This window comes from Vibrio cholerae ATCC 14035 (genome assembly GCF_000621645.1).
Lineage (GTDB): Bacteria > Pseudomonadota > Gammaproteobacteria > Enterobacterales > Vibrionaceae > Vibrio > Vibrio cholerae.
The window spans coordinates 161,745-183,285 of sequence record NZ_KK211323.1 but is presented as its reverse complement, the minus strand read 5'-3'; the positions used below and the strand labels follow the sequence as shown (position 1 = coordinate 183,285).

The window sequence follows — 21,541 nt, the reverse complement described above, 5'->3', positions numbered from 1 at the left end:
GCGATGTCGATACGCTTAAAGACCATGCTTGGTGTGGCGTTGATCGAAGCTTTGTTGCTGACGATTTTGATCACCTTCACCCTAAGCTATCTTGAGTCCACCAACTATGATGGATTACAAAAGCGCGCCCAAACGACCATTGCTCTATTTGCCACTATGGTGAAAAATCCAGTACTGGCTTACGATCTGGCCAGTATCGATTCTGCCGCCACGTTAATGATGTCCAATCAAGACATCGTCTATGTCGCGGTCGAAAATCCCCATGGAAAACTCTTAACCTTTAAAGGCAACCGCGATTTATTCGAGGCTTACCATACGATTAACGATCAAGATTTTTCTAAACTCCAATCCATCTATCCCATCACCGATGTTATTGAGGTGAGCGGCACTCTGTTTGGTACCGTATTTATCGGCTTTGATCTCTCTTATCTCGAGCAACAACTCGCTCACGCCCGTAAATGGACACTACTGATTGTGCTAGGGGAAATGGGCTTAGTCGCCCTGTTCTCTTACTTGTTGGGGAATGCCTTAACCCGACGTTTAACGGAACTCAAAACCGCAACCGATCAAATCACCTTCGGCAATCGTGAAGTCCTGCTTGAAATCCAAGGTCATGATGAAATCAGTCGCGTCGCCCACTCTTTTCAACAAATGGTGCAATCGCTGCGCCATTCAGAAGCGACCATGCGAGATTACCAACATCAACTTGAGCAGTGGAATTTGGAGCTTGAAGATAAGGTTAACCAGCGTACGGAAACCCTACTCGCAAAAAATCAGCAACTGGAAGAGATGAATACTAAGCTCACTTTAATGAAAGATAAGCTGGTTGAAACCGAGAAAATGATTTCGATTGGTACACTGGCTGCAGGCTTTGCTCATGAGATTAACAACCCTAATGGCGCACTGAAAAGCCACTTGCAGCTACTCCAACAAGACTTTAATCAACTTAAGGTGGGATTTGAACAGATTGATATTCTGCTAAGCGGAAGTGATTTTCATGGCAAGTTCACCCAAACCAAAAATGCGCTTTATCTCGAAGAGAGTTTTTCAGGGATTGAGGAAAGCCTTAGGGATGCGCTGCACTGTGTTGACCGAATAAAAACGATTGTCGATAAAGTTCAGCGTTGCCAAGCCGAACCCGCGCTCCATGACAGCAGTTGGGTTTCTCCACTCAGCTTAGTGGAACAAGCCATTCAAATTTGCGGATTACGAGAGTGGGTAGTCTGGAAAGAACAAACCCTCTATCCACCGTTGATTTATTGCTACAGCAACGATTTCGTGACCGCGTTGAGTGCGATTTTAAATAACGCCTATCAAGCTTACGCCTCCGATGACCCAATGATCCGTATCGAACTTTCGCTGCGTCATGATCATCAACAGTTAGAAATTGAGGTGCGCGATTTTGGTCGCGGTATGAGTATCGAAGAAAAACAGCACGCTTTTGACCCCTTCTTTACCACTCATGATGTGGGTAAAGGCGTAGGCCTCGGTTTAACCGAGGCCTACAGCAGCATCAAAAAATACGATGGCGACATACAACTCTTTAGTGAACTAGGACAAGGCACCCGAGTGTTAATTACTCTACCGTTAGCCCCCCTACCGTTAGCCCCCAACAAACCGTAACGACCTGACTAATTCTTATCTCTTTATCCTATGCCCTTATCCTATATAAACAGGGATCGGCATATTCATCTCTTGTTCTAACTCTTTGAGTTTACGTAATAAAGGCTCACTCATTGCGTTGCCAGCCGTCAGCATTAAATTGCCGTTGGGTAGATAGATATCACGTTTGATAACCATGCCCGGACGCACTTCGCTCAGGCTGACACACAGTTCCATACCCTCTTCAATTCGAGTCACTGCACTCACAATCGTAATAAAGGCTTCCACGACTTTAGGATCGTAATAGACTTCGGACTGCTGACGCAGATAGCCTTGCGCACTTTTGGTGTGCATGCGTCTTGGGTTATTCGCCCCCGCAACTAAGAAGTCATAATCTTTGACGACTTTTATGATCCGCGCACCAATCGGAATTTGCTCACCACGTAAATGATCCGGCTTCCCTGTACCATCATACAGCTCATCTTGATGACGGATAATTTCCATCAGCGGTTCAAAGCGCTTAATTCGGCCCACAATTTCTGCACCCAAAATCGGATTCACGTTCGGGGTAATGGGGATCTCCGAATCCTGATGCACCTTGACCACTTTCCAGTCATTACTGGTTTCAGCAATCAGGCCGATTTGATGCATAAGCCCACATAAATAAACATGGCTGGCAACGGCCTCTGATAATTTCAGTTTAAGAGCGACCGATTTGGCCTGATTTGCGATCCGCTCTGCATGATCCGCAGGGAACCCCGTACGATGCTGGATAATCGCGGTCACCATAGCCAAAATATCTTTAAACGTTTTATTGCGTGAAGCAAGCAAGGATTCTAAGCGCTTGTTACTCTCTTGTAAGGCGACGGTACGCTCTTGTACTTTCGCCTCCAATTCTTGATTAAATTGCGCAAGTTTATGGTTATTCTCAGCTAATGCCTGATTCGCAACTTCCAGTTCTTTATTGCGTTCTTCCAATTCAATAGTCAGGCGCTCTTTATCCCGACTTAAGCGATAAAACTCGGCGGCTTTTCCTACAATGAGCTTGAGGTTTTCGTTGTCCCAAGGTTTGCTGATGTAGGTATGAATCCCTCCTGCGTTAACCGCACGTACTGTCGATTGAATATCCGCATATCCGGTGAGCAGCAAACGCACCGTATCCGGCTGCATTTCTCGCGCTTTGGCAAGAAAATCTGCACCATCCATCTCTGGCATACGCATATCCGAGATGATGATGTGGATTGGGTTTTCCTGCAGATATTCCAACGCATCAGCGCCGTTATCGAAGGTCACTACGTTGTAATCCATCCGCAACACACGGTTAAGCGCTTTCAAAATATCGTTTTCATCATCAAGTAACAGGACGTTTAACTTCTCATCGTGCATGTTATCCATTTGCATAGCGCTCCCCTATTTTTTATGGAGATAGTTTGTTATGGAGATAGTTCAGGACTTGTTGTGGTGAAATAGCCGGGCTAACTAAATAACCTTGCACCAGGTCACATCCCATCTCTTGTAAAATTTGATATTGCTGATCTGAGTCGACCCATTCTGCAATCACCTGCATAGACAAGGATTTAATGCTAGAAATCATCGATTGTAAAATGACCGTACTTGATTCCGCCTTGCCCAAACTTTGAATGTATCGCCCATCAATTTTCACTACATCAAACGGAATTTCACACAAGTACTCATAACCAGAATATCCCGTACCAAAATCATCTAACGCGCAGCGTATTCCTAATGATTTTAGCTTATAAATCTCATGTTTAGCGGCATCAAAATCCGCAATCAAATCGTGTTCCGTGATCTCAACAGAGAGTCGATGCAACGCATGTTGTGCTTGCTTCTCCTCCGCGACGCTCAGTAACAAACGATAAAAACTGCCGTCAGTGAGCATTTTTCCCGGAATATTTACCCCTATGGTGATGTCTTGTAAGACCGCATCTTCCGTCATTAAAAAGGTCAAAATGTCGCGCACCATGACTTCAGTTAACGTCGGGATCAAATGGTACTTTTCCAAGATCGGGAAAAAACGATCGGGCATTTCATACAATCCTTTGCCAATCACTCGTCTGGCTAAGGCTTCAAACGCTACGACGCCCCCAGAATCGATGTGCTTTTGAGGCTGATAGAAGGCACAAAAATGGCCGAGTTGGAGGTCACGATAAATATTCAATAGCTGTTTAATTTCCAGCGTCTCGTCCACATTGCCCAACCCAAAGATAGGGAAATGATCAACCAACGCGCTTTTCTCACATGGCGGATTGACTAACTTCAACTCAACATCAGGCCAAGACTCAATATCGGCAATCCACCAATGCGGCGGCTGAGCAATATCAAAGGCCGCATTATCTGAAGGTGCTGGGTTCTGAAAGCTATCAATTAACTTAAATAATGTTTGATACCAAGGCGTTAAGCGGTGAGTAACCCAAAACCAACGTGCTCCATCTTGATAGATGTGCTCAGTTTCTGGAAGTTGCTGGATCACATGTTGCGAAATGGCTTGTTTTTGCAGGTCCTCCAGCGGCGCCGTCCACTCCATGATCAGCACAAGATAGGGGTGGTCAGCCAGTGACTGTAATAATGAGATCTGTTTGTTGAGTACTTGCCATGTTTTGAGTCCGGAAACGGTATCAAACTCTTCACGGCGCTCTTTTTCACTAAAACACTGCAAGATTGTTTGCAGCAGATAATTTCGCTCCCAAGGCTTGAGCAAAAATTTGTACAGATCGCCTTCATTCAAGGCTCGCGATAATCCATTCATATCCGCCTGCCCAGAGAGGATAAGCGACATAATGTGCGGATAGCGGCGATTAATCTCTATCACCAAATCCGCACCATTCATGCCCGGCATCCGATAATCGGAAATCACCATCTGTACTGGATGTTGCTTTAAAAGCTCTAACGCTTCTTGCGCACAAGTGGCGGTATGTAGATGGGGGAAATAAGGACGCAGCTCGCGCTTTAAGGCATTCAACACCGCAGGTTCATCATCCACTAGCAGAATTTCACGGTTGCTTTGCATCAGAAGGCTCCTTGAGCACGCACCGCTTGTGGCAGTGTCACAAAGACTCGCGTTCCGACCCCTTCTGTCGAACAGAGCTTTATTTTGCCATGGTGTTCTTCGATGATTTCACGTGCCACGGATAACCCCAAGCCCGCTCCGTCACCAACTTTTTTAGTTGTGAAAAAGGGATCAAACACTTTTTCAAGGTGCTCTGCACTGATCCCTTTGCCATTGTCTTCAATCAGCACTTGTACGCGTGGAATGCCTTCTCCCGGCCAACGGACTTCACAGAGCTCAAGACGCACGACCCCTTCTTGGGTTGCAGAGACGGATTGCACCGCATTAATAATCAAGTTGATAAACACTTGTTGCAGCTTGTTGTAGCTGCCACGAATGTAATAAGGCTTTTCTGGTGCGGGATACACAAACTGAGCTCGGTATTTCAGATCACCAATAATCAAAGCCAGTGCCGAACTCAGTACGTCACGCATATCAATTTCTGCCATATTTTCATGCGTATGTGAGTACACATTGAGGCTCGAAACGATATTTTTGATCCGCGACAGTCCCTCTAAGCTCTCCATCAAGATCGCTTCACTATCGGCGATCATCTCATGAAGCCTAGGGTCGGCTATCGGTTGAATTTGTGGATGCTGCCTTATCTGAGCAACGTATTCATTCAGGAAACTGAAGTTACTCATCACAAACCCAAGCGGGTTATTGATTTCATGGGCGACGCCAGCGGCTAACTTACCTAAAGACGCCAATTTTTCTTCTTGCTGAACCTGATGCTTATCGATAACGGTTTTGCGAAATTGCAGCATGGAGTAAAGCGCACTTTTGGTAACATCAAATAGCGCATATAACTCATCGCGTTGTGAATGATTAAAACCATCCAACATCGGCTGCATAATCAGCAGGAGATAATGATTTTCGGCGGTGTGAAACTTCGCAGCTAAGGCGCTCTGACAGTCAGGAAAACAGTGTGCGTAATGCTCTCGCCACACCATTTCCGCTTGCACATTCGGCATGCAGTACCACTCATCTTCAATAAATGGAGGTAATGCGGTTTTGAAGCGAGTCTCCACTGTCAAGCCACTGGTTTGAATAATACGCCAGTGCTCGTCGGATTGACGTTCAAGTAACGCAATCTGACACCCGGGCACTAAATCGCTGATGGTGGTCATTAAACTATCGAACTTACGCTTTGGCTTTACATTGGAAAACAGCACCTTGATAAAGGCCAACAGAGCAAAAGGAATATGGCAATCATTCTCTTGTTCTCGCATAGCTGCGCCAGAAGTGCGTAGTTTGTCTACCATAATGCCCCCATTTACATCGCTTTGGCATCGGTATTGTCTACCGCTTCGGCACTGGGATTCACCGGTAAACGAATGGTGAATTCGCTCCCCTTACCGACTTCGCTGGTGACGCTGATCGTACCATTGTGCTTATTGATAATGCCGTAGGAGACAGATAAACCTAATCCGGTCCCCGAACCGACAGGTTTTGTGGTAAAGAAGGGTTCAAAAATACGCTCGCGGATCTCCTCCGGAATACCGCATCCCGTGTCTCGAATGTGTATTTCAACAAAGTCGTCCCCCGCAGATTGTAAGGTAATGGTGATCGTCCCTTCGCCTTTGATGGCATGGCTGGCATTCACCAATATGTTGAGTAACACCTGATTGATCTGCATCGGCTGGCAAAAAACATCGGGCACATTGGCCGCGTAGTGTTTCTCCAACGTGATGTTGTACTTGATCTCGTTATTGATGATTTTCAACGTCGATTCGATACAGTTTTCTAGATTGGCGTAACTCCACTCTGAACGGTCAACGTGTGAGAACTCTTTGAGGTTTTTTACAATCGACATGACGCGTGAAGAGCCTTCGAGAGATTCGGTAATCAACTCCGCCGTGTCTTCCAAAATAAAATCTACTTGTCCTTGTTTAAGGATCTTCTGACAAGCTTCATTGAGTGCCGTGTCTTTACTCTGACCAATCGTCTGGGTAATGCTTTTCAGAACTTTCTCTAAGCTATTAAAGTAGTCGCTTAACGTTTGTAGGTTCGAGGTAATAAAGCCTACTGGGTTATTAATTTCATGGGCGATCCCCGCAGAAAGTTGACCAATTGAGGCCATTTTTTCCGATTGAATTAATTGCCCTTGTGCATCTTCCAGTTTCTTGATTAACACTTTTTGGGATTGATGCTCTTCTTCAAGCTTTTGCGATACTCGCTTAAGTTCCTGTTGCTGGCTCGCTTGAATCGTGACGTCATACACACAGAGACAGACATGCTCTATCGTCCCATCTTCACTGTGGATCGGGATCACTTCGAGGTTTTGATACATCTGCTCTTCTTCGCCCGACACTGGGCGAGAACTTTTGAAAGGCAAAAGATGCGGTTTCTGCTCCCAACTGCTGAAACTGGAGGATTCAATCACCAGCGCCGTATCAATTTTGCGCTTTAAATAATCGGCGGATTCAGGAAATAGCTCTAGGATGTTCTTCCCTTGCATGGTTTCCCCATCAAAAATGACACGTGATTCAAAATATTCATTCACTTTGACGATCACATAGTCATTACGCACGATACAGAGCGCAAAAGAGAGTTGATCCAGTAGTTCAGAGAGCAATAAACGACTCTTTGCCATACTCGTATCCTTACATCAAGAGTTCGTCGAGATGGGCAAATACCTTATCTAACTCTTTATCAGCAAAACAGATGATGGTTTTGGCAGAAAAAGAGGCCTTCTCAACCAGAAAATTGATTTCCATAATCAAAGACAGACGCCATTGCAAAATTGGCAAAGGCTGATGGGTCGGATCAAAGATGACTGGTGGTTGAATTTTGGTTTTCAATTCAATCTGTTGACATAGACCTTTTAAACTCGCCCCAGAAAGGATGTTGGAGATATCCAAAATGCTCTCTTCAATACTGACTAATCCATCCGCCATACCTTTCGAATGGTTAAGGTCATTGACCACTTGCTCACAACCGCAACGGCTCATTAAGGTGATCAGCTCTCCATCCATTCCGCCGTAGAAAGATTGTCGGGTGTAATAATAATCAGCGGCATAAGACTGCAGCGCACGCATATCTTCCTCTGTCGCGACCCGAATGTTGGGAACGGAGATGGTGACGTGCAAATTAAGCAAGGTCGCAAGCTTACTGGCGGCTCGACCCATAGAGATGTTCATGAATTCCTGCAATGCGTCTTTGTGATCTGCGGAAAGTACAATGCTCATAGCAACCCTGCCTCATGAAGTGTTTGTTCCAGTTGCGCTGGATCGAGTGGCTTTTGCAAAAAGTTCAGCGCGCCCAACTCTCGAACTCGTTGCTGAACCAAGGGTTGAATATCCGCACTAATCACGATAACTAAGCATTTCGCATCAATGCGGTGAAAGTGTTCCAAGACTTGTATCCCATCCATTTCAGGCATGGTGAGGTCGAGAAACATCACATCAGCAAGGCCATTGTTATAGTTCTCTACGGCTTCCTTTCCATTTTGAGCCTCGGTTATCTCTACATCCCAACCGGCAGGAATCGCCCTAATCACGGACTTGCGTGACATCTTTGAATCATCAGCTACCGTTAGTCGAATCGCCATAAACTCACTCCCTTAAAATTCAGTATTTCACTGACTAAGCTGGAAAAAATTGAGTTTCCAGTTCCTTGAGCGCACCTTGTATTGAGTCTGGTGCTTCTTGTACAAGCTGTCGGTATTCATTGATTTGCTTGCAATTTTCAATTCTATTCGCCAGACATGAAAGACTGCCTAGCTGCTCTAAATGCTCACCGCTAAACGAGGTCAATCTTTGGTTGAGAATGATATCCCCTATATCAATATCGTAGCCCCACATAATCAGTATGTATGCCGATATCACATCACAATCGGCATACCCAGGCTGTAAGTGGTAGTAATCCAAAAACTCTTTTTTACTTGCACCATCTTCGAGCAGCAGAATTTTGCCAATTGAGGTCAGTAAATTCGCCACAAAAATCCGGTCTTGATCCTGACGCGGAAAACCCAACTCTCTCACCAATGCTCTGGCAATGGAGCTGGATTTGAAGGCGCAATCTGCCACCCATTGATGATCTTCCGCTGAGTTCACATTACTGGGATGAATTGCGAGCAAAGAGATGGCGATAGACTCCACCAAAACCGCGCCCAAACGCGCAACCGCTTCATGCAGCGAATCGGTATTACGCCGAAAACCAAAGTAGGATGAGTTGGCGATTTGAATGATTTTGGCCACCAATACAGGCTCATGAACTATGGTTTCCGCAATCGCGTCCATACTGCAATTTGGCGAAGCAATCACTTGTTGTAACTTACGAACGGAGTTAGGCAGGATCGGAATTTCCTCTAACGCCCCCAGTCGCTTGCGGCATTCAATATTGAACGGCATTCGATACAGCCGTTCGACACATAAGAAAAGATGTTCAAAATCTTCGTGAGTAAAAGGTTTAGGAAGCACAAATTGCGCATAGGTGTGCGCTTTACGAGGCAATTCTTGGGTCGTATCTCCGGTTAACAGTACCCGCATAGTCTCTGGACAACGCGCACGTAATTCCGTCAGCAAGGCTTCACCATTTTTCCCCGGCATCAGCAGATCGGAAATCACCACGCTAGGCGCGTGCTCTACATCCACCACCCAATGGTTAGCATCTTCAACTAACTCAATCTCCCAATCAGGTCGCATGCGGCGAATCATACGTCCTAACGCTTTGAGCATAAAATCGTCGTCATCGACGCAAACAACTTTCATCGCTTCTACTGTCATCGATTACTCACTTTTTGCTGTTCTAGATAGATGGTGACTTGTTCAAGGACATCGCGACTTCGCTGGCATAATTCTTCCACTTGCCGCACATAGTCACTATGCCACTCTGGGTCGGCGGCCGTTTTCATCTCAAGTTGAAAACAGAATTCGGACAGAGCATCACTACCAATGAACCTTGCCGAGGATTTCATGCTGTGTGCCAAGCGATGCAGCTCACTGACGGACTGCGTTGCAACAATCGTGATTAATTTCGTCAACTGAGCTTGCGTGTTCTCTTGATAGCTCACCAACATAGGCTCTACCAGATCGCTGCCGACCATTTTGGCGATTGTCGAAATGTTAAATGCGACACTCTGCTCCATCTCTTTTTCATTCCAATGTTAGGGTTGCGATATAAACCAATACCTTAACCTCAGTGTAGTTCATTATCGGATATGTAAACGGTAGCGGTGCACACTTTTAGTTTTAAAGTTATCGATAAACTCCATACTAAGGTTTATCGTTCAAAAGCATTCTTGAGTAGGGATCTGGGTCAAATTTTGTTAGAATGCCGCCCTTCAAAACACCGGACACCCTTTCATCGGTGAATGGATGATGCGAGTAAGTTATGCCGAACCACGGAGATTTTTTGTTGAATACCCAACAGCTTTCAGCGATGACACCTGCTGATATTGAATGCGCAGCTCAGTTACTTAAGCAAGGCCAACTGGTTGCGATACCGACCGAAACCGTTTATGGACTGGCGGCCGATGCCACCCAACCTGAAGCGGTGAAGCAGATTTTTAGTGCCAAAGGTCGCCCAGCGAATCATCCGTTGATCGTCCATCTCGGGTCGGCAGAACAACTCTCTGAATGGGCGACCGATATTGCGCCAGAAGCGTATCAACTTGCCGAAGCTTTTTGGCCGGGGCCTTTGACGCTCTTGCTCCCCAAAGCCAAGCAGGTTTCACCTGTTGTGACTGGCGGTTTAGAATCGGTCGGCATTCGTGTTCCCGCTCATCCTGTCTTGCTGGATATTTTGAAGACGCATCGCTTAGCGGTGGCGGCACCTTCGGCCAACCCCTACAAAAAACTCAGCCCAACCTCAGCCCAGCAGGTGCTTGATGGTTTGAATGGCAGACTCGCCGCAGTCTTGGATGGCGGTGAATGCCAACACGGTTTGGAATCCACGATTGTCGATTTAACCAGCAAACCTTTTCGTGTACTGCGCGCAGGCCCGATAACGGCCAGTGAACTTAGCGCGGTATTGGGTCAAGAAGTACTGCAGCCACAAGTTCATCAAGTTGCGGTGCCGGGAAATGTCGATAGCCACTATCAACCGAAAACGCGCCTACGGGTGATTGATGACCTAGCCCGTGAGCTTGCCACTCAATCGGATGAGCTTCGCATCGCGCTACTTAATCTCTCTGCGCTGCAAGCCAGCGAGCAGCGTTTACTCAAGCCGATGCCGCAAGAAGCCAAAGCCTACGGCCAAGCCTTGTACCGCTCTCTGGCCGAAGTGGATAAATGGGGCGTAGATGAAATTTGGTTAGAGCGTCCACCACAAGGTGAAGCGTGGCTTGCCGTGCATGATCGGCTGCGTCGCGCAGCCAGCTAAGCCAATACCCACGCCGAGTACAGAGAAGAAAGGTCACCATTTTTGTGAGCTCACGCAGCAAACTAGACAACCAAACTGAGATGTCTGCAGATATCAGCTTGGTTTTGTCGATGTACATCCCCATTGATGTTCACAAAGCTGGTGAAAAAAACGTGCTTTTCAATCGCCCTTTCAATAAAGATTGATGCACCGCAATGCGCCGACTCGGCAGCCAGATTAATTAATAGCTTCTGTTTCGAAGCGCCACCGATAGGATTTGTAAGATGTCTGATGTTTCTACCACCGTCGATTTTGCCACACAAACCGTACAACCTGTAGTTGAGTCAAGCGGCTCCATTTGGGGTTATGTGGTCGGCGGGATCGTCATCGTGATTGCTGCGGGTTATTTTGGTTTTAGAAAAATTAACAAACCTGCGTTTATGATCAAGCAACTGCGTAAACGTAACCAAAAAGAGATGAAAAAGAATGGCGTGGAAAGTGCCGAAGCCATGAACGACCTCGATCTTGTGCTGGATGCCGTTGAAGCGTACGCCACTGAGAAAAAAATGAAAGGCACGGAAATGGTGAAATTGCTTGCGCCACTCAATGACGCCACCAAGATTAAATCTGCCAGCGATTTCTATCATGCGATGTCTTACATCGCCAAAAGCATTGATAACCAAACGTTAGCGAAAAATCTGCTCAACAAATCTAAGCAAGTGAAATCGAGCTCAGCGTTGATGGCAGGCCTTCTAAAGCGCGCGGGCATTTAATCTCGGTAATCCAATCCATAGTTCAAGAGCCACCTAAGGTGGCTCTTTTTATTTTTCCGGCTTATCCGTAATGGTTTGTAAATACTGATAAGGCGTAAGCCGATACTGCTGCTTAAAGCGCGCCGAAAATCGAGTCAATGATTGATACCCACAAGCCACCGCGACCTCCATCAAAGGACGTAGCTCTTGTAGCAGCGCAAGCGCGTAGTTCATCCGCACTTCACTGAGCACTTCTCGAAAACCCGTACCTTCCGCTGCCAAATGTCGAGCCAAGGTCGCTCGACTCATCGCAAAATGCGCCGAAACCGTTTCAATATTGTGTTCATCACCGGGATTAACACTTAAATAACGCGCTAAACGCTCTCGCATTGAGGCATTATCGCTTGGAAATAGGAGATGTAGCGCTTTCTCATCCCGCAGCTGCGCGTAAAAACCCAGCACAAACTGGCGCTGTGTCTCTTCACTGAGCGATTGTTGGTTCATCTCGTAAAGCAGCTCAAAACAGTAGGCCAGCTCAGCCGTCACTCTCACTCTAGGTTGTTCATTTCGCTCATATTGACTTGATTGAGTTATCCACTCTACAGGTGGCGCTTCATGTAAGGTCAAGGTGCGTGAATAAAACTGCGCCTGCTGCGGTACATTCACAAAGGTAAGATACTGATTGGCTGGCAACATCAGCCAATCAGCAGAATGAAAATTGAGCGTCGTGTCATGCCACCAGAGCTGTTTATTTCCATGTGTTACCCAAATAATGGTGGGCGCATAGATCAAGACATTATGCAGAGGCTGTTTACGCAAACCTTTAAACTGCCCAGTCTGCACGATCACTTTGCTCATTTCTCTTCCTTATTATTCATTCACATAGGTTGCGGTTAGCGTGGCCTGCTCAAGCGCATTAGCGCGCAGCATAAAACCCACTAAAGCATTAGAAGCCCCTTGTGGGATCTCCATTTTTTCAAACGGGAGTGCCCAAACCGTAAATTGATAACGGTGCATACCGTGACCTTGTGGAGGGCACGCACCACCAAAGCCGCTAAAGCCGTAATCGTTGTTCAGTTCACGTACGCCTTTAAGTTGCTTAGCTGCGCCACGCGCCACATTATGTTGATCCGCCGCGATATCCAGTGCTACCCAGTGCCACCAACCACTGCCAGTCGGTGCATCGGGGTCATAAGCGGTAATGGCAAAACTTTTGGTGCCTTTCGGGGCATTGTTCCAGCTCAGTTGTGGCGACAAATTATCACCGCTACAACCAAAACCATTAAACACAAAATGCTTCGCCATTCGTGAACCTTCTTGAATGTCTTGGCTAGTGAGCGTCATGACAGGGCTGCTCAGCGCAGGAAAAGTGATCGCGGCGGCGAGTACAGGTAAAAGATGACGTGCTTTCATTGAGATTCTCCTCGTTAAGTTGACGTGAATAATTTACCTTCTTCAATCACTCAATAAGCAACAATAAAACTCAAAAAACACTCAAGATTCGTTACTTTTGAGTTTTATCGTTACATTCAATCACTGTCAACGTGCAAAAAAGGCTCACGGTATAGCTGTTCAACAGGTTTAACCAGTAAGAAAGCCTGACTTCGTGGCTTGTCCTTGCTCGCTTAGCACGTCATTATCCCTGCCTTAAATACCTCAAGCTCTTGAAGCAAGAGGAAATAAATAGGATATCAATATGTTACTTTCTGCATCCGCTTTGCTTTGGCTACCGCTGGCCTTAGCGATCATGGCGGGCTTCGCTCGTTATCACCGCGTTAGTTGGGGACTACTGATCATCACTCTGCTCAGTGCATTAGGAAGTGGTTACCTCACCTTCGTTGGCGCTGGAATCATCTGTGTTGGTTTTGCCCTGGCGTATCTGGCTGCGAATGGTCAATCACACTGGCGCACGACCGCTTGGGTTGCTTTGCTGCTGTGGTGTTTAGCGCTATTTCTCCATTGGCTACCCGGTTTTTCTAACCTCAAAGTGCTGGATAAAGTGATCGCCAGTGCGCACAGTACCCCTTTCAGCCTTTATCTGAATTTAGATAAACCGCTGGTGTTTTTTGCTCTGTTACTCGCGTTTCCAGCACTACTGGGTCAGTCTAAAACTGCGAACATCAAGGCCACACTGCTGACCTTAGTGCCTTTATTTGCTCTCTTGCCGATCGCGGTTTGGTTAGGCGCGCTGGCATTTGAATGGTCACTACCGGAGTGGTGGTGGATTTTTGCCCTCAACAATTTGCTATTTACTTGTGTGGCAGAAGAAGCGCTATTTCGTGGTTTGATTCAGCAAAAAGCTCAGCAGCAGTTTGGCGCCATTGCCGGACTTTTGATCGCCAGTGCGCTGTTTGGTATGGCCCATTTTGCGGGTGGTCCATTACTAATGATCTTCGCCGCCCTTGCGGGGCTTGGCTATGGTTTGGTGTTCCATTTTACCGGGCGTCTTTGGGTCAGTGTTGGCGTGCATTTCTTATTTAACTTCGCTCACTTGCTGTTTTTCACCTATCCCATGCTGGCGCGTTAAACGCCTTTTCCATTTTTCTTATCCCTTTTTCCAAGCATAGAAAAGCCCAGCCAAATGGCTGGGCTTATGTTTCATGAACGGTAGTTAACTTAGATTTTGCACACCGCTTTCCATGATGCATCGGCGCTGGATGGTGTACTGTTCGTCCACCAGTTGGCTTGCCATACAGAACCATTGTGGATCAGTTGGTCACCGCCTGCCGCGTGGTCGCCACGTGGAAACTCTGGGTACACTTTCAAGCCATTAGGGTTGATGCCGGCATCGGCACAAGATTGACCCGCACCGCCTTCGTTCCCATTGCCGCCATCGGTGGCACCTTCAAACGCTGGCAATGTTGGGAAGTCTTTCTTCAAGCCGACCGTTTCGTTACCCACGATAAAGCGCACGCCGTTAGCCACGCCAGAGACTGGGGTGTAGTACACCATATCGACGCTGTACTCACCGCCCGCAGGGATCGTTTCGGTTGAGCGCAGTGTCACGGCCACTTTGTGGAACAGTTTCTTCTCACCATTCACCGAGAAGTTGCTGCCGGTATGACCGCTTTCAATCACTTTCAGACCAGCACCGCTCCAATCTTTGACGATATCACCGGTTGACGTTGGCATCAGGAACTCAATCGTAGAACCACCCGGAATCGCCACATTTGAGTGGTTGGTAAACACCAATTTCGGGTTGATTGGGTAGTTGCTATCGCCTTCTGGCCATTCTGTGGTCGATACCGTAACGTCAATCACCGAGTCTGGTTGTGGCAGATCGTTATGACGAATATCCATCGGCTTCGCCGCGGCAAACACTTCATGGGCATAAGAAGTCATGTCAGAACCGATCACGTATTCGCGTTTCACCGCATCATACGAGTAGTCACCCGCCATCTCCCAAATCATCATGCCGCCTAAACCGTTATCGACGATGTAATCCAGTTTTGGCTTCAGTGAGTCTTTATCTTCAATGCTCAGGAATACTTTTTTGGTGTCGTTCCAAAGCCATGCCGTTTGCAGCTCTTGACTCCACACACGCTCGTATTTGCCTTCAATCAGGTGTTTCGGGTTGTTTGGATCCATACCCCACGCTGGGCCGTAACTTGGCATACCGTCAATACCCAATTTTTCAGCGTGCATCAGGTTCATCGCGTGCCACATGGGTACCACACCGGCTTTGATTTCGTTACCGTTGGCATCCACATCATGCCAGATGTTATCGGTACCTTCCGCGCCCCAACCACAAACAGTGGTGCCTTCTGGACATGACGATTGGTTTGGCTCAACCGCACGACCCCATAGACCTTTATCGCCGCCGCTCACGCCTTGCCAGCCACGGGTGTAGTAAGGAATCCCCATGTTGATTTGGCTTGGTTTAAAGGCGCCACGGAAGAAGTGGTGCGTCCACGCTTGGTTTAAGTAGCCAATGCCTTGATATTCTGCAGTCGTGTACACGCCCCATTTGGCCAGCTCAGCATCTTTACCATCATCAAACAGTGCGGCTTGTGGGCCGACAAACTCGTTCCACGTACCATGCAGGTCGTAAGACATGATGTTGACGTAATCCAGTACATCTTGCATCGCGAAGTCTTGCATACCACGCAGCAGGTAAGCTGATGAAGGTGACGCGATAGTCAGCATATAACGACGGCCATCTTCTTCGCCCGCTTTATCCAGCGCTTTGCGCAGTTCGGTCATCATCACCATGTAGTTATCCCACAACTGGCCACGACACTTGTTCGACTGCTCGAAATCGACCGGATTACCGGAATCTTTCATTGATGATGGGTATTCGTAGTCGATATCCACGCCATCAAAATCGTATTGACGGATGAAATCGACCGCCGATTTGTTGAACGCCTTGATGCCTTCCATGTTCACTGAACAAGAAGCCAGATCGGTCGTCATTGGATAGAAACCACCGGTTTCCGCCCAACCACCGACAGAAATCAGCGTTTTCACATCGGGGTACTGTTTCTTAAACTTGCTCAGCAGGTTGAAGTGACCTTGGTATGGCAGTGAAGGATCCATCTCGGCACCCGGTACATTTTCCCACGTCATCTTGGTCGCGGAATCATCCACTTGCATGCTGAAGTCAGACTTGTTGATGCTGGCGAACGCGTAGTTAATGTGGGTCAGTTTTTCCCAAGGCAGATCGCCGGCGAGGTACGCTGGCAGACCGTTTTTACCAGTACGCCATGAGGTGTAATAACCGATGATACGGCGCGGGTGATCGTCACCCATACACTCAGTGCCATCTTCACGATAGATCTGTTTGATGTCACAACTTAGGTTGCCCGTGCCCATTTCTTTGGCGTTCACTGTCACCATTGGGGTTTGCGTTTGATGACCTGCTGCATCGTAAGCGATCGCTTCGATGGTGTATTGACCCAAAGCTACCGGAGTCTAAGCCAGTTGATATGGAGCCTGAGTAACACGGCCAATCGATTCGCCATTCACCAAAAACTCAACTGCGGTGAGATCATTATTTTCGTCTGTCGCATTCGCAGCCAGTGTGGTGACTTTGCCCAAGAATACGCTTTGTCCGTTACGTGGATTGGTCAACTCAATCACAGGTGCAACGGGTACTTCTGGCTCAACCGGTGGATCAATTTCTTCGGCTTTGACGGTAATACGTACCGCTTGCTCTTTCAGCAAACCAGAAGCATCTTCCACGATGGCTTTGATGGAGTGAGCCCCCTCACCAGCCGCAGTCCAGCTAGCTTGAAATGGCGCTTGCTCAAGCAACGCAATCTGCTCACCATCCACCAAGAACGTGACAGTTTTTACTGTTGTGTTGGTTGCAGTAACGTTAGCCACAATCGCAACGGTCTGGCCTTCAATGAACTCTGCACCTTGAACGGGTGAAGCCAGCTCTAGCGAAATTTCTGGTTCGCCCGGCTCCACTTCACCATCGGTTTCCAGAGCGATCGTGCTTTGCAGCAGGCTCAGCTCGAGCACACCACTGACACCTAAGGTAAGATCAATGCTTGCCCCCGGTAGCAGTTGCGTTTTTACCCAACTGCCTTGATCAAAGCTCAGAGTTAAGCGATTGCTAAACACTGAACCTTGCGCATTGCTGCTAAAGCTCATGCTTGGGTAAGAAATGCCTTGTGCTGACCAAGAAGGTGTTGAAAGTGAAAGGTTGGTATCAAACGCAATGCTCGCATCACGCAGTTCAACTGGCTGATTGCCGTTGTTAGTGAGCGTCACTTTGTAGGTATTCCACCACTGGCTTTCCGTACCAACCACAGAAGCGTCACTATTGATTGCCGCCTGCACTGCAGGCATCGCCATTCCCACTGCTAATGCAAGAACGGTCGGCATTAAAGTTAATGCTGATCTTTTCATTATTTCGAGACTTATTTTATTGAACAAAATTTATGTCTCATTATAGAAAAGAAACTGTTTCAGTCTGTTTCAAACGGATGTAAGCAAATGTAACGACACTTTCATAATTTTAAACAAACTCATTGAGAACTTGAAAATAATCAGAAAGAAATAATTCATAAAATCATTGAGATCACGGTTCAATAAAATTATCGCTCGCTAGAAAGAACCATAATTAAGATAAATACCCAAACAACAAAATAGGCACAAGATCAATGCCAACCCTTTAAATTCAATGCACAAAACCTTAATCAATACAAATTTCAGTCACACTTAATTACATTTCAGGTCAATAATCACTCACGCCAAATAAGTCAGTCACTTTATTTTTGATCATAAATAAAAAATCAGACAATACTGATATACAAAAACAACATGTTTTTATAAAGATAGCCGCCAAGTCATTAACCCAAGAGTCAGAATAACCCCACACAATAAAAAGTCGCCAATAAACATTTCCAATAAATAATTATCTGTGCATTCCCGTAAAAGCGGATTGGTAAATTATTGACTAGGGGTACATATCGACTACAAAAAATCGACCAAGCTCATTATTTCAAATTCACTTGTGACGTATACGCACGATTCGGCAGCCAAAATGAGATCAGCGTCGTCAGCACTAAAAATCCGAAAGAGACCCACAAACAAGCTGCCAGCCCCCAAAGCTGGAAGACCCAGCCGGATAATATCGTGCTGATTAAGCGCCCCATCGCATTCGCCATGTAGTAGAAGCCGACATCAAGCGATACGCCATCATCTTTGGCGTAGCTGACAATCAGGTATGAATGCAGTGAAGAGTTCACCGCAAATACCGCACCAAACAGCATGAGTCCTCCGATGATCACCACTTCTGGGTGCCACTGTATCTGCACACCGTAAGCAATCAGCCCCGTGACCAAAGACAGTGCCAATGCCCAGCCAATAGCGGCTCGCCCTGCTGGTGGATGCTCCGATTTGCTGCCTGTGATTTTGGGCGCGAATCCTTGAATGACGCCGTAGCCAATCACCCAAAGCGCCAGAAAACCGCCCACAGCACTGTGATCCCAACCAAACACGCTGCCTAAATAGATAGGCAGTGCGATGACAAACCACACATCGCGCGCGCCAAACAGAAATAGCCGTGCCGCCGACAGGATGTTCACACTCGCCGATTTAGAGAAAATATCGGAAAACTTCGGCTTGTTCTTGGCCTTGCCGAGATCGGATTTCAAACTCATTACGCTGCCAATGAAAACCAATACCAACACAGCCGCCATGGCAGCCACTGCGTACTGGAAACCGATCAAAGACAACAACGCTCCGCCCAAGAAAAATCCAGCACCTTTTAAGGCATTCTTTGACCCCGTCAGGATCGCAATCCACTTAAACAACGCGCCTTGTGCATTTTCTGGCACTAGGGTTTTGATGGCGCTTTTGGCACTCATCTTATTGAGATCTTTCGCGATGCCCGACAGGGCTTGCGCGGCCATTACCCAAGGAATGGTCAGCCAGCTTGCTGGCACTGCCAGCATCAAAAGTGCGATGATTTGCAAGCCAAGCCCGATGTTCATGGTGCGATTCAGCCCAAGCCGAGCCCCAAGCCACCCGCCAATTAAGTTGGTCACGACACCAAAAAATTCATAGAACAGAAATAGCGAGGCAATAGCTAAGCTGGAATAGCCTAAATCATAGAAATAGAGCACTACCAACATACGCAGCGCCCCATCAGTCAGAGTAAAATTCCAGTAGTTGAACGTCACGAGCATGTACTGACGAACATGGGCATTCAGTTGGGACAACATAAACACTCTCTTAAAAAGAGCCGCTTATGCGGCCCTTGATCGGGTTATGGTTTGACGATTTGATGCACGTACTGCACTTGCACTTCTTTGGTAAATGCACCCGGCCTTAATGCTTGCACCTGAGTAATGATGCTTTCCAGCGGCCAACCTTTTTCCAGCAGCAGATGCGCGGCCAGTAAGCCAGTACGACCCGAACCTCCCATGCAATGCAAAGCGACTTTTTCACCGCGGCTGAGTGCCTGATGCAAAGCGGGTGAGCAATGCTGCCAATCTTGCGCAAAGGCCGCATCCGGCGCGCAATCATCTTCGATCGGCGCATGAAACCACTGTAATCCGGCTTTTTCGACTTCCGCTGGTAGCTCACCGACACCATGCTGCTCCATTTCCTCATGGCTTAGCGCCGTGACTACTGCCGAAACCCCTTGCGCTTTGAGTTGGGCAATGCTTTCCGGCAGTGGTGTACCTTTGGTTCCCGGGCAAGGTGTGAGCACTAAACTCGCCAGATTGTCGGCTACCGGTAATTCCCAAGTAGGATGCGTCATTTTTTACTACTCCTTATGCCAAACCGACTTTACGAACCAATTCTGCGGTGCGCGTGGCGTAACCCATTTCGTTGTCATACCAAGCGTAGATCTTCACCATTCGCTTACCAACCACCATGGTGGAGAGCGCATCCACAATCGTTGAACGTTGATCGCCTTGGTAATCAATCGACACCAGTGGACGCTCTTCAAAACCCAGAATGCCTTTAAGCTCGTTTTCTGAGGCTTGTTTTAACAGCTGATTGATCTCTTCCACCGTCGTATCACGCTGCACATCAAAAATGATGTCGGTTAACGAGGCATTCGCCAACGGTACACGTACGGCGTGTCCATCAATCTTGCCTTTCAGATCCGGGAAAATTTCGATAATCGCTTTAGCAGAGCCGGTGGTTGTGGGGATGAGGCTCATACCGCAAGCACGTGCACGGCGTAAATCTTTATGCGGTGCATCCAAAATGGTTTGCGTATTGGTTAGGTTATGGATGGTAGTAAAAGAGGCTTGCGCGATACCCAGTTTTTCATGGATTACTTTCACCACTGGAGCAATACAGTTAGTGGTACAAGAAGCGGCAGTGACAATACGATGTTGTTCAGGGTTGAAGATGTGATCGTTCACCCCGACCACGATATTGGCGATCCCCTCTTCTTTGACAGGTGCTGAAACGACGACGCGTTTTACTCCTTGTGCCAAATACTGGTTCAAGAACTCGCCTTTACGGTGCTTACCCGTAGCCTCAATCACCACATCACAGCCCGACCAATCCACTGCATCAATCGCTTTTTCTTGTGTTGCGCGAATGCGTTTGCCGTTGATCAGGACAGCATCCGCTTCACTACCCACAGCATGGTGCCAACGACCTTGTACCGAATCGAACTCCAAAAGGTGTGCCAATGTTGCAGCATCGCCCGCCACATCGTTGATCTGTACAAACTCAATCTCAGGCCAATCAAACGAAGCTCTTAAAGCCAAACGCCCAATACGACCAAATCCATTAATTCCGACTTTAATTGCCATCTTCCTTTTCCTTTAAACTTGTTTTTATCCCTTCCCAACTAAGCAGCCATTTTGGCTACAACGCTAAGCCGTTGAGGGATAACTCAACTTGGTTCTTTACACACAGCACTGAGGACGAGAAGTCATCTCGGCGAGGCGCTGAATATCTTGCTGGTATTCTTGTTTAAGACAGTTGGATTCCACCAACCCTTGGATCTGCTTGCGCATCCATCCCGGCAGTTGATCGGAAATACGATAAAACACCCACTGCCCCTGACGGATATCGACCACCACGCCGCTGGCACGCAGCAATGCCAAATGGCGAGAAATTTTCGGCTGACTCTCATTCAAAGCTTCGGTAAGTTCAGCCACACAAACCTTCTCTTCCCGAGCAATCATCAGTAAGCAGCGCACCCGCGTTTCATCGGCGAGTAATTTGAAAAACTGGTGGGGTAACATAATCAAACTCCAATATATATGGATATGCAGATATTTTATTGGGGAAAAAATCGATGTCAATCAGTGTTTGATGTATTGGATAAAAATAAATCAACGATGACTGCAACATCTGTCATCAAAAATTAATAAAACCATGAATAAAC

General features: G+C 47.2%; 18 protein-coding genes and 1 pseudogene. 4 read left to right on the top strand and 15 right to left on the bottom strand.

The window, feature by feature from the left end; translation table 11 throughout:
* Positions 1–3 precede the first annotated feature (3 nt).
* Positions 4–1,623, top strand: coding sequence for a sensor histidine kinase (locus tag T411_RS0117575; protein WP_000027788.1), 1,620 nt, complete (start codon positions 4–6; stop codon positions 1,621–1,623).
* Positions 1,624–1,659: 36 nt separating this feature from the next.
* Here the strand turns inward: T411_RS0117575 and nosR are convergent, their stop codons facing one another.
* From nosR to T411_RS0117535, 8 genes are read right to left on the bottom strand one after another with little or no spacing between them, the layout of a single operon-like run.
* The gene (gene nosR, locus T411_RS0117570; protein ID WP_001177847.1) at positions 1,660–3,003 is read right to left on the bottom strand and encodes a response regulator c-di-GMP phosphodiesterase, NosR family; all 1,344 of its coding nucleotides are present in this window, start codon (positions 3,001–3,003) and stop codon (positions 1,660–1,662) included.
* 16 nt (positions 3,004–3,019) lie between these two features.
* Positions 3,020–4,630, bottom strand: a complete 1,611-nt coding sequence (locus T411_RS0117565) for an EAL domain-containing response regulator (protein ID WP_001191584.1) — start codon at positions 4,628–4,630, stop codon at positions 3,020–3,022.
* The gene (locus T411_RS0117560; RefSeq protein WP_000227833.1) at positions 4,630–5,934 is read right to left on the bottom strand and encodes a sensor histidine kinase; all 1,305 of its coding nucleotides are present in this window, start codon (positions 5,932–5,934) and stop codon (positions 4,630–4,632) included. The genes T411_RS0117565 and T411_RS0117560 overlap by 1 nt, the downstream gene beginning before the upstream one ends.
* Before the next feature lie 11 nt (positions 5,935–5,945).
* Entirely contained in the window at positions 5,946–7,265 is a 1,320-nt protein-coding gene (locus tag T411_RS0117555; RefSeq protein WP_001130104.1) for a sensor histidine kinase, read from the bottom strand.
* Between the two features lie 10 nt (positions 7,266–7,275).
* Entirely contained in the window at positions 7,276–7,860 is a 585-nt protein-coding gene (locus tag T411_RS0117550) for a chemotaxis protein CheC (protein WP_000029435.1), read from the bottom strand.
* Positions 7,857–8,222, bottom strand: coding sequence for a response regulator (locus T411_RS0117545; RefSeq protein ID WP_001007798.1), 366 nt, complete (start codon positions 8,220–8,222; stop codon positions 7,857–7,859). The genes T411_RS0117550 and T411_RS0117545 overlap by 4 nt, the downstream gene beginning before the upstream one ends.
* 34 nt (positions 8,223–8,256) lie before the next feature.
* On the bottom strand, positions 8,257–9,399 hold the full coding sequence (locus tag T411_RS0117540; RefSeq protein ID WP_000215322.1) for an HDOD domain-containing protein: 1,143 nt from the start codon (positions 9,397–9,399) through the stop codon (positions 8,257–8,259).
* Positions 9,396–9,761, bottom strand: a complete 366-nt coding sequence (locus T411_RS0117535; protein ID WP_000438236.1) for an Hpt domain-containing protein — start codon at positions 9,759–9,761, stop codon at positions 9,396–9,398. Before T411_RS0117535 ends, T411_RS0117540 begins: the two co-directional genes overlap by 4 nt.
* A gap of 245 nt (positions 9,762–10,006) precedes the next feature.
* Between T411_RS0117535 and T411_RS0117530 the strand changes: the two genes are divergently transcribed.
* Entirely contained in the window at positions 10,007–10,996 is a 990-nt protein-coding gene (locus T411_RS0117530) for an L-threonylcarbamoyladenylate synthase (RefSeq protein WP_001132585.1), read from the top strand.
* 263 nt (positions 10,997–11,259) lie between these two features.
* Positions 11,260–11,748 (top strand): hypothetical protein, encoded by a 489-nt coding sequence (locus tag T411_RS0117520; protein ID WP_001286335.1) that lies wholly within the window; start codon positions 11,260–11,262, stop codon positions 11,746–11,748.
* 48 nt (positions 11,749–11,796) lie between these two features.
* On the opposite strand, the gene T411_RS0117515 is transcribed toward T411_RS0117520, so the two are convergent.
* Together T411_RS0117515 and T411_RS0117510 are read right to left on the bottom strand one after the other, a co-directional pair.
* Complete coding sequence (locus T411_RS0117515; RefSeq protein WP_000048790.1) at positions 11,797–12,585, bottom strand: helix-turn-helix transcriptional regulator; 789 nt, start codon at positions 12,583–12,585, stop codon at positions 11,797–11,799.
* Positions 12,586–12,597: 12 nt separating this feature from the next.
* Positions 12,598–13,140: a YbhB/YbcL family Raf kinase inhibitor-like protein gene (locus T411_RS0117510; protein ID WP_000647512.1), complete on the bottom strand. Its 543-nt coding sequence runs from the start codon at positions 13,138–13,140 to the stop codon at positions 12,598–12,600.
* A 283-nt stretch (positions 13,141–13,423) separates the two neighbouring features.
* Here T411_RS0117510 and T411_RS0117505 point away from each other — a divergent pair, with 283 nt between their 5' ends.
* On the top strand, positions 13,424–14,254 hold the full coding sequence (locus T411_RS0117505) for a CPBP family intramembrane glutamic endopeptidase (protein ID WP_000926911.1): 831 nt from the start codon (positions 13,424–13,426) through the stop codon (positions 14,252–14,254).
* Positions 14,255–14,343: 89 nt separating this feature from the next.
* On the opposite strand, the pseudogene T411_RS01000000119770 reads toward T411_RS0117505, so the two are convergent.
* The 5 genes and pseudogenes from T411_RS01000000119770 to T411_RS0117480 form a co-directional block, all read right to left on the bottom strand.
* Positions 14,344–17,559 (bottom strand): annotated as a pseudogene (locus T411_RS01000000119770) (glycosyl hydrolase family 18 protein).
* Positions 17,560–18,173: 614 nt separating this feature from the next.
* The gene (gene arsJ / locus T411_RS0117495) at positions 18,174–19,403 is read right to left on the bottom strand and encodes an organoarsenical effux MFS transporter ArsJ (RefSeq protein ID WP_000952195.1); all 1,230 of its coding nucleotides are present in this window, start codon (positions 19,401–19,403) and stop codon (positions 18,174–18,176) included.
* A gap of 44 nt (positions 19,404–19,447) precedes the next feature.
* Positions 19,448–19,945: a cyclin-dependent kinase inhibitor 3 family protein gene (locus T411_RS0117490; RefSeq protein WP_000149578.1), complete on the bottom strand. Its 498-nt coding sequence runs from the start codon at positions 19,943–19,945 to the stop codon at positions 19,448–19,450.
* A 13-nt stretch (positions 19,946–19,958) separates the two neighbouring features.
* Positions 19,959–20,960 carry an ArsJ-associated glyceraldehyde-3-phosphate dehydrogenase gene (locus T411_RS0117485; RefSeq protein WP_000985828.1) on the bottom strand — a complete coding sequence of 334 codons (1,002 nt, stop codon included), beginning with the start codon at positions 20,958–20,960 and terminating at the stop codon, positions 19,959–19,961.
* A 96-nt stretch (positions 20,961–21,056) separates the two neighbouring features.
* Complete coding sequence (locus T411_RS0117480; protein WP_000936745.1) at positions 21,057–21,398, bottom strand: metalloregulator ArsR/SmtB family transcription factor; 342 nt, start codon at positions 21,396–21,398, stop codon at positions 21,057–21,059.
* Positions 21,399–21,541: the final 143 nt, after the last annotated feature.

Excerpts from the sequence above, each read along its gene's own strand:
- T411_RS0117530 (WP_001132585.1), top strand. The coding sequence starts at position 10,007 with ATGCCGAACCACGGAGATTTTTTGTTGAATACCCAACAGCTTTCAGCG.
- T411_RS0117520 (WP_001286335.1), top strand. The coding sequence starts at position 11,260 with ATGTCTGATGTTTCTACCACCGTCGATTTTGCCACACAAACCGTACAA.
- nosR (WP_001177847.1), bottom strand. The coding sequence starts at position 3,003 with ATGCAAATGGATAACATGCACGATGAGAAGTTAAACGTCCTGTTACTT.
- T411_RS0117555 (WP_001130104.1), bottom strand. The coding sequence starts at position 7,265 with ATGGCAAAGAGTCGTTTATTGCTCTCTGAACTACTGGATCAACTCTCT.
- T411_RS0117540 (WP_000215322.1), bottom strand. The coding sequence starts at position 9,399 with ATGACAGTAGAAGCGATGAAAGTTGTTTGCGTCGATGACGACGATTTT.
- T411_RS0117560 (WP_000227833.1), bottom strand. The coding sequence starts at position 5,934 with ATGGTAGACAAACTACGCACTTCTGGCGCAGCTATGCGAGAACAAGAG.
- T411_RS0117490 (WP_000149578.1), bottom strand. The coding sequence starts at position 19,945 with ATGACGCATCCTACTTGGGAATTACCGGTAGCCGACAATCTGGCGAGT.
- T411_RS0117550 (WP_000029435.1), bottom strand. The coding sequence starts at position 7,860 with ATGAGCATTGTACTTTCCGCAGATCACAAAGACGCATTGCAGGAATTC.
- T411_RS0117485 (WP_000985828.1), bottom strand. The coding sequence starts at position 20,960 with ATGGCAATTAAAGTCGGAATTAATGGATTTGGTCGTATTGGGCGTTTG.
- T411_RS0117565 (WP_001191584.1), bottom strand. The coding sequence starts at position 4,630 with ATGCAAAGCAACCGTGAAATTCTGCTAGTGGATGATGAACCTGCGGTG.
- T411_RS0117510 (WP_000647512.1), bottom strand. The coding sequence starts at position 13,140 with ATGAAAGCACGTCATCTTTTACCTGTACTCGCCGCCGCGATCACTTTT.
- arsJ (WP_000952195.1), bottom strand. The coding sequence starts at position 19,403 with ATGTTGTCCCAACTGAATGCCCATGTTCGTCAGTACATGCTCGTGACG.
- T411_RS0117545 (WP_001007798.1), bottom strand. The coding sequence starts at position 8,222 with ATGGCGATTCGACTAACGGTAGCTGATGATTCAAAGATGTCACGCAAG.
- T411_RS0117505 (WP_000926911.1), top strand. The coding sequence starts at position 13,424 with ATGTTACTTTCTGCATCCGCTTTGCTTTGGCTACCGCTGGCCTTAGCG.
- T411_RS0117535 (WP_000438236.1), bottom strand. The coding sequence starts at position 9,761 with ATGGAGCAGAGTGTCGCATTTAACATTTCGACAATCGCCAAAATGGTC.
- T411_RS0117515 (WP_000048790.1), bottom strand. The coding sequence starts at position 12,585 with ATGAGCAAAGTGATCGTGCAGACTGGGCAGTTTAAAGGTTTGCGTAAA.
- T411_RS0117575 (WP_000027788.1), top strand. The coding sequence starts at position 4 with ATGTCGATACGCTTAAAGACCATGCTTGGTGTGGCGTTGATCGAAGCT.
- T411_RS0117480 (WP_000936745.1), bottom strand. The coding sequence starts at position 21,398 with ATGTTACCCCACCAGTTTTTCAAATTACTCGCCGATGAAACGCGGGTG.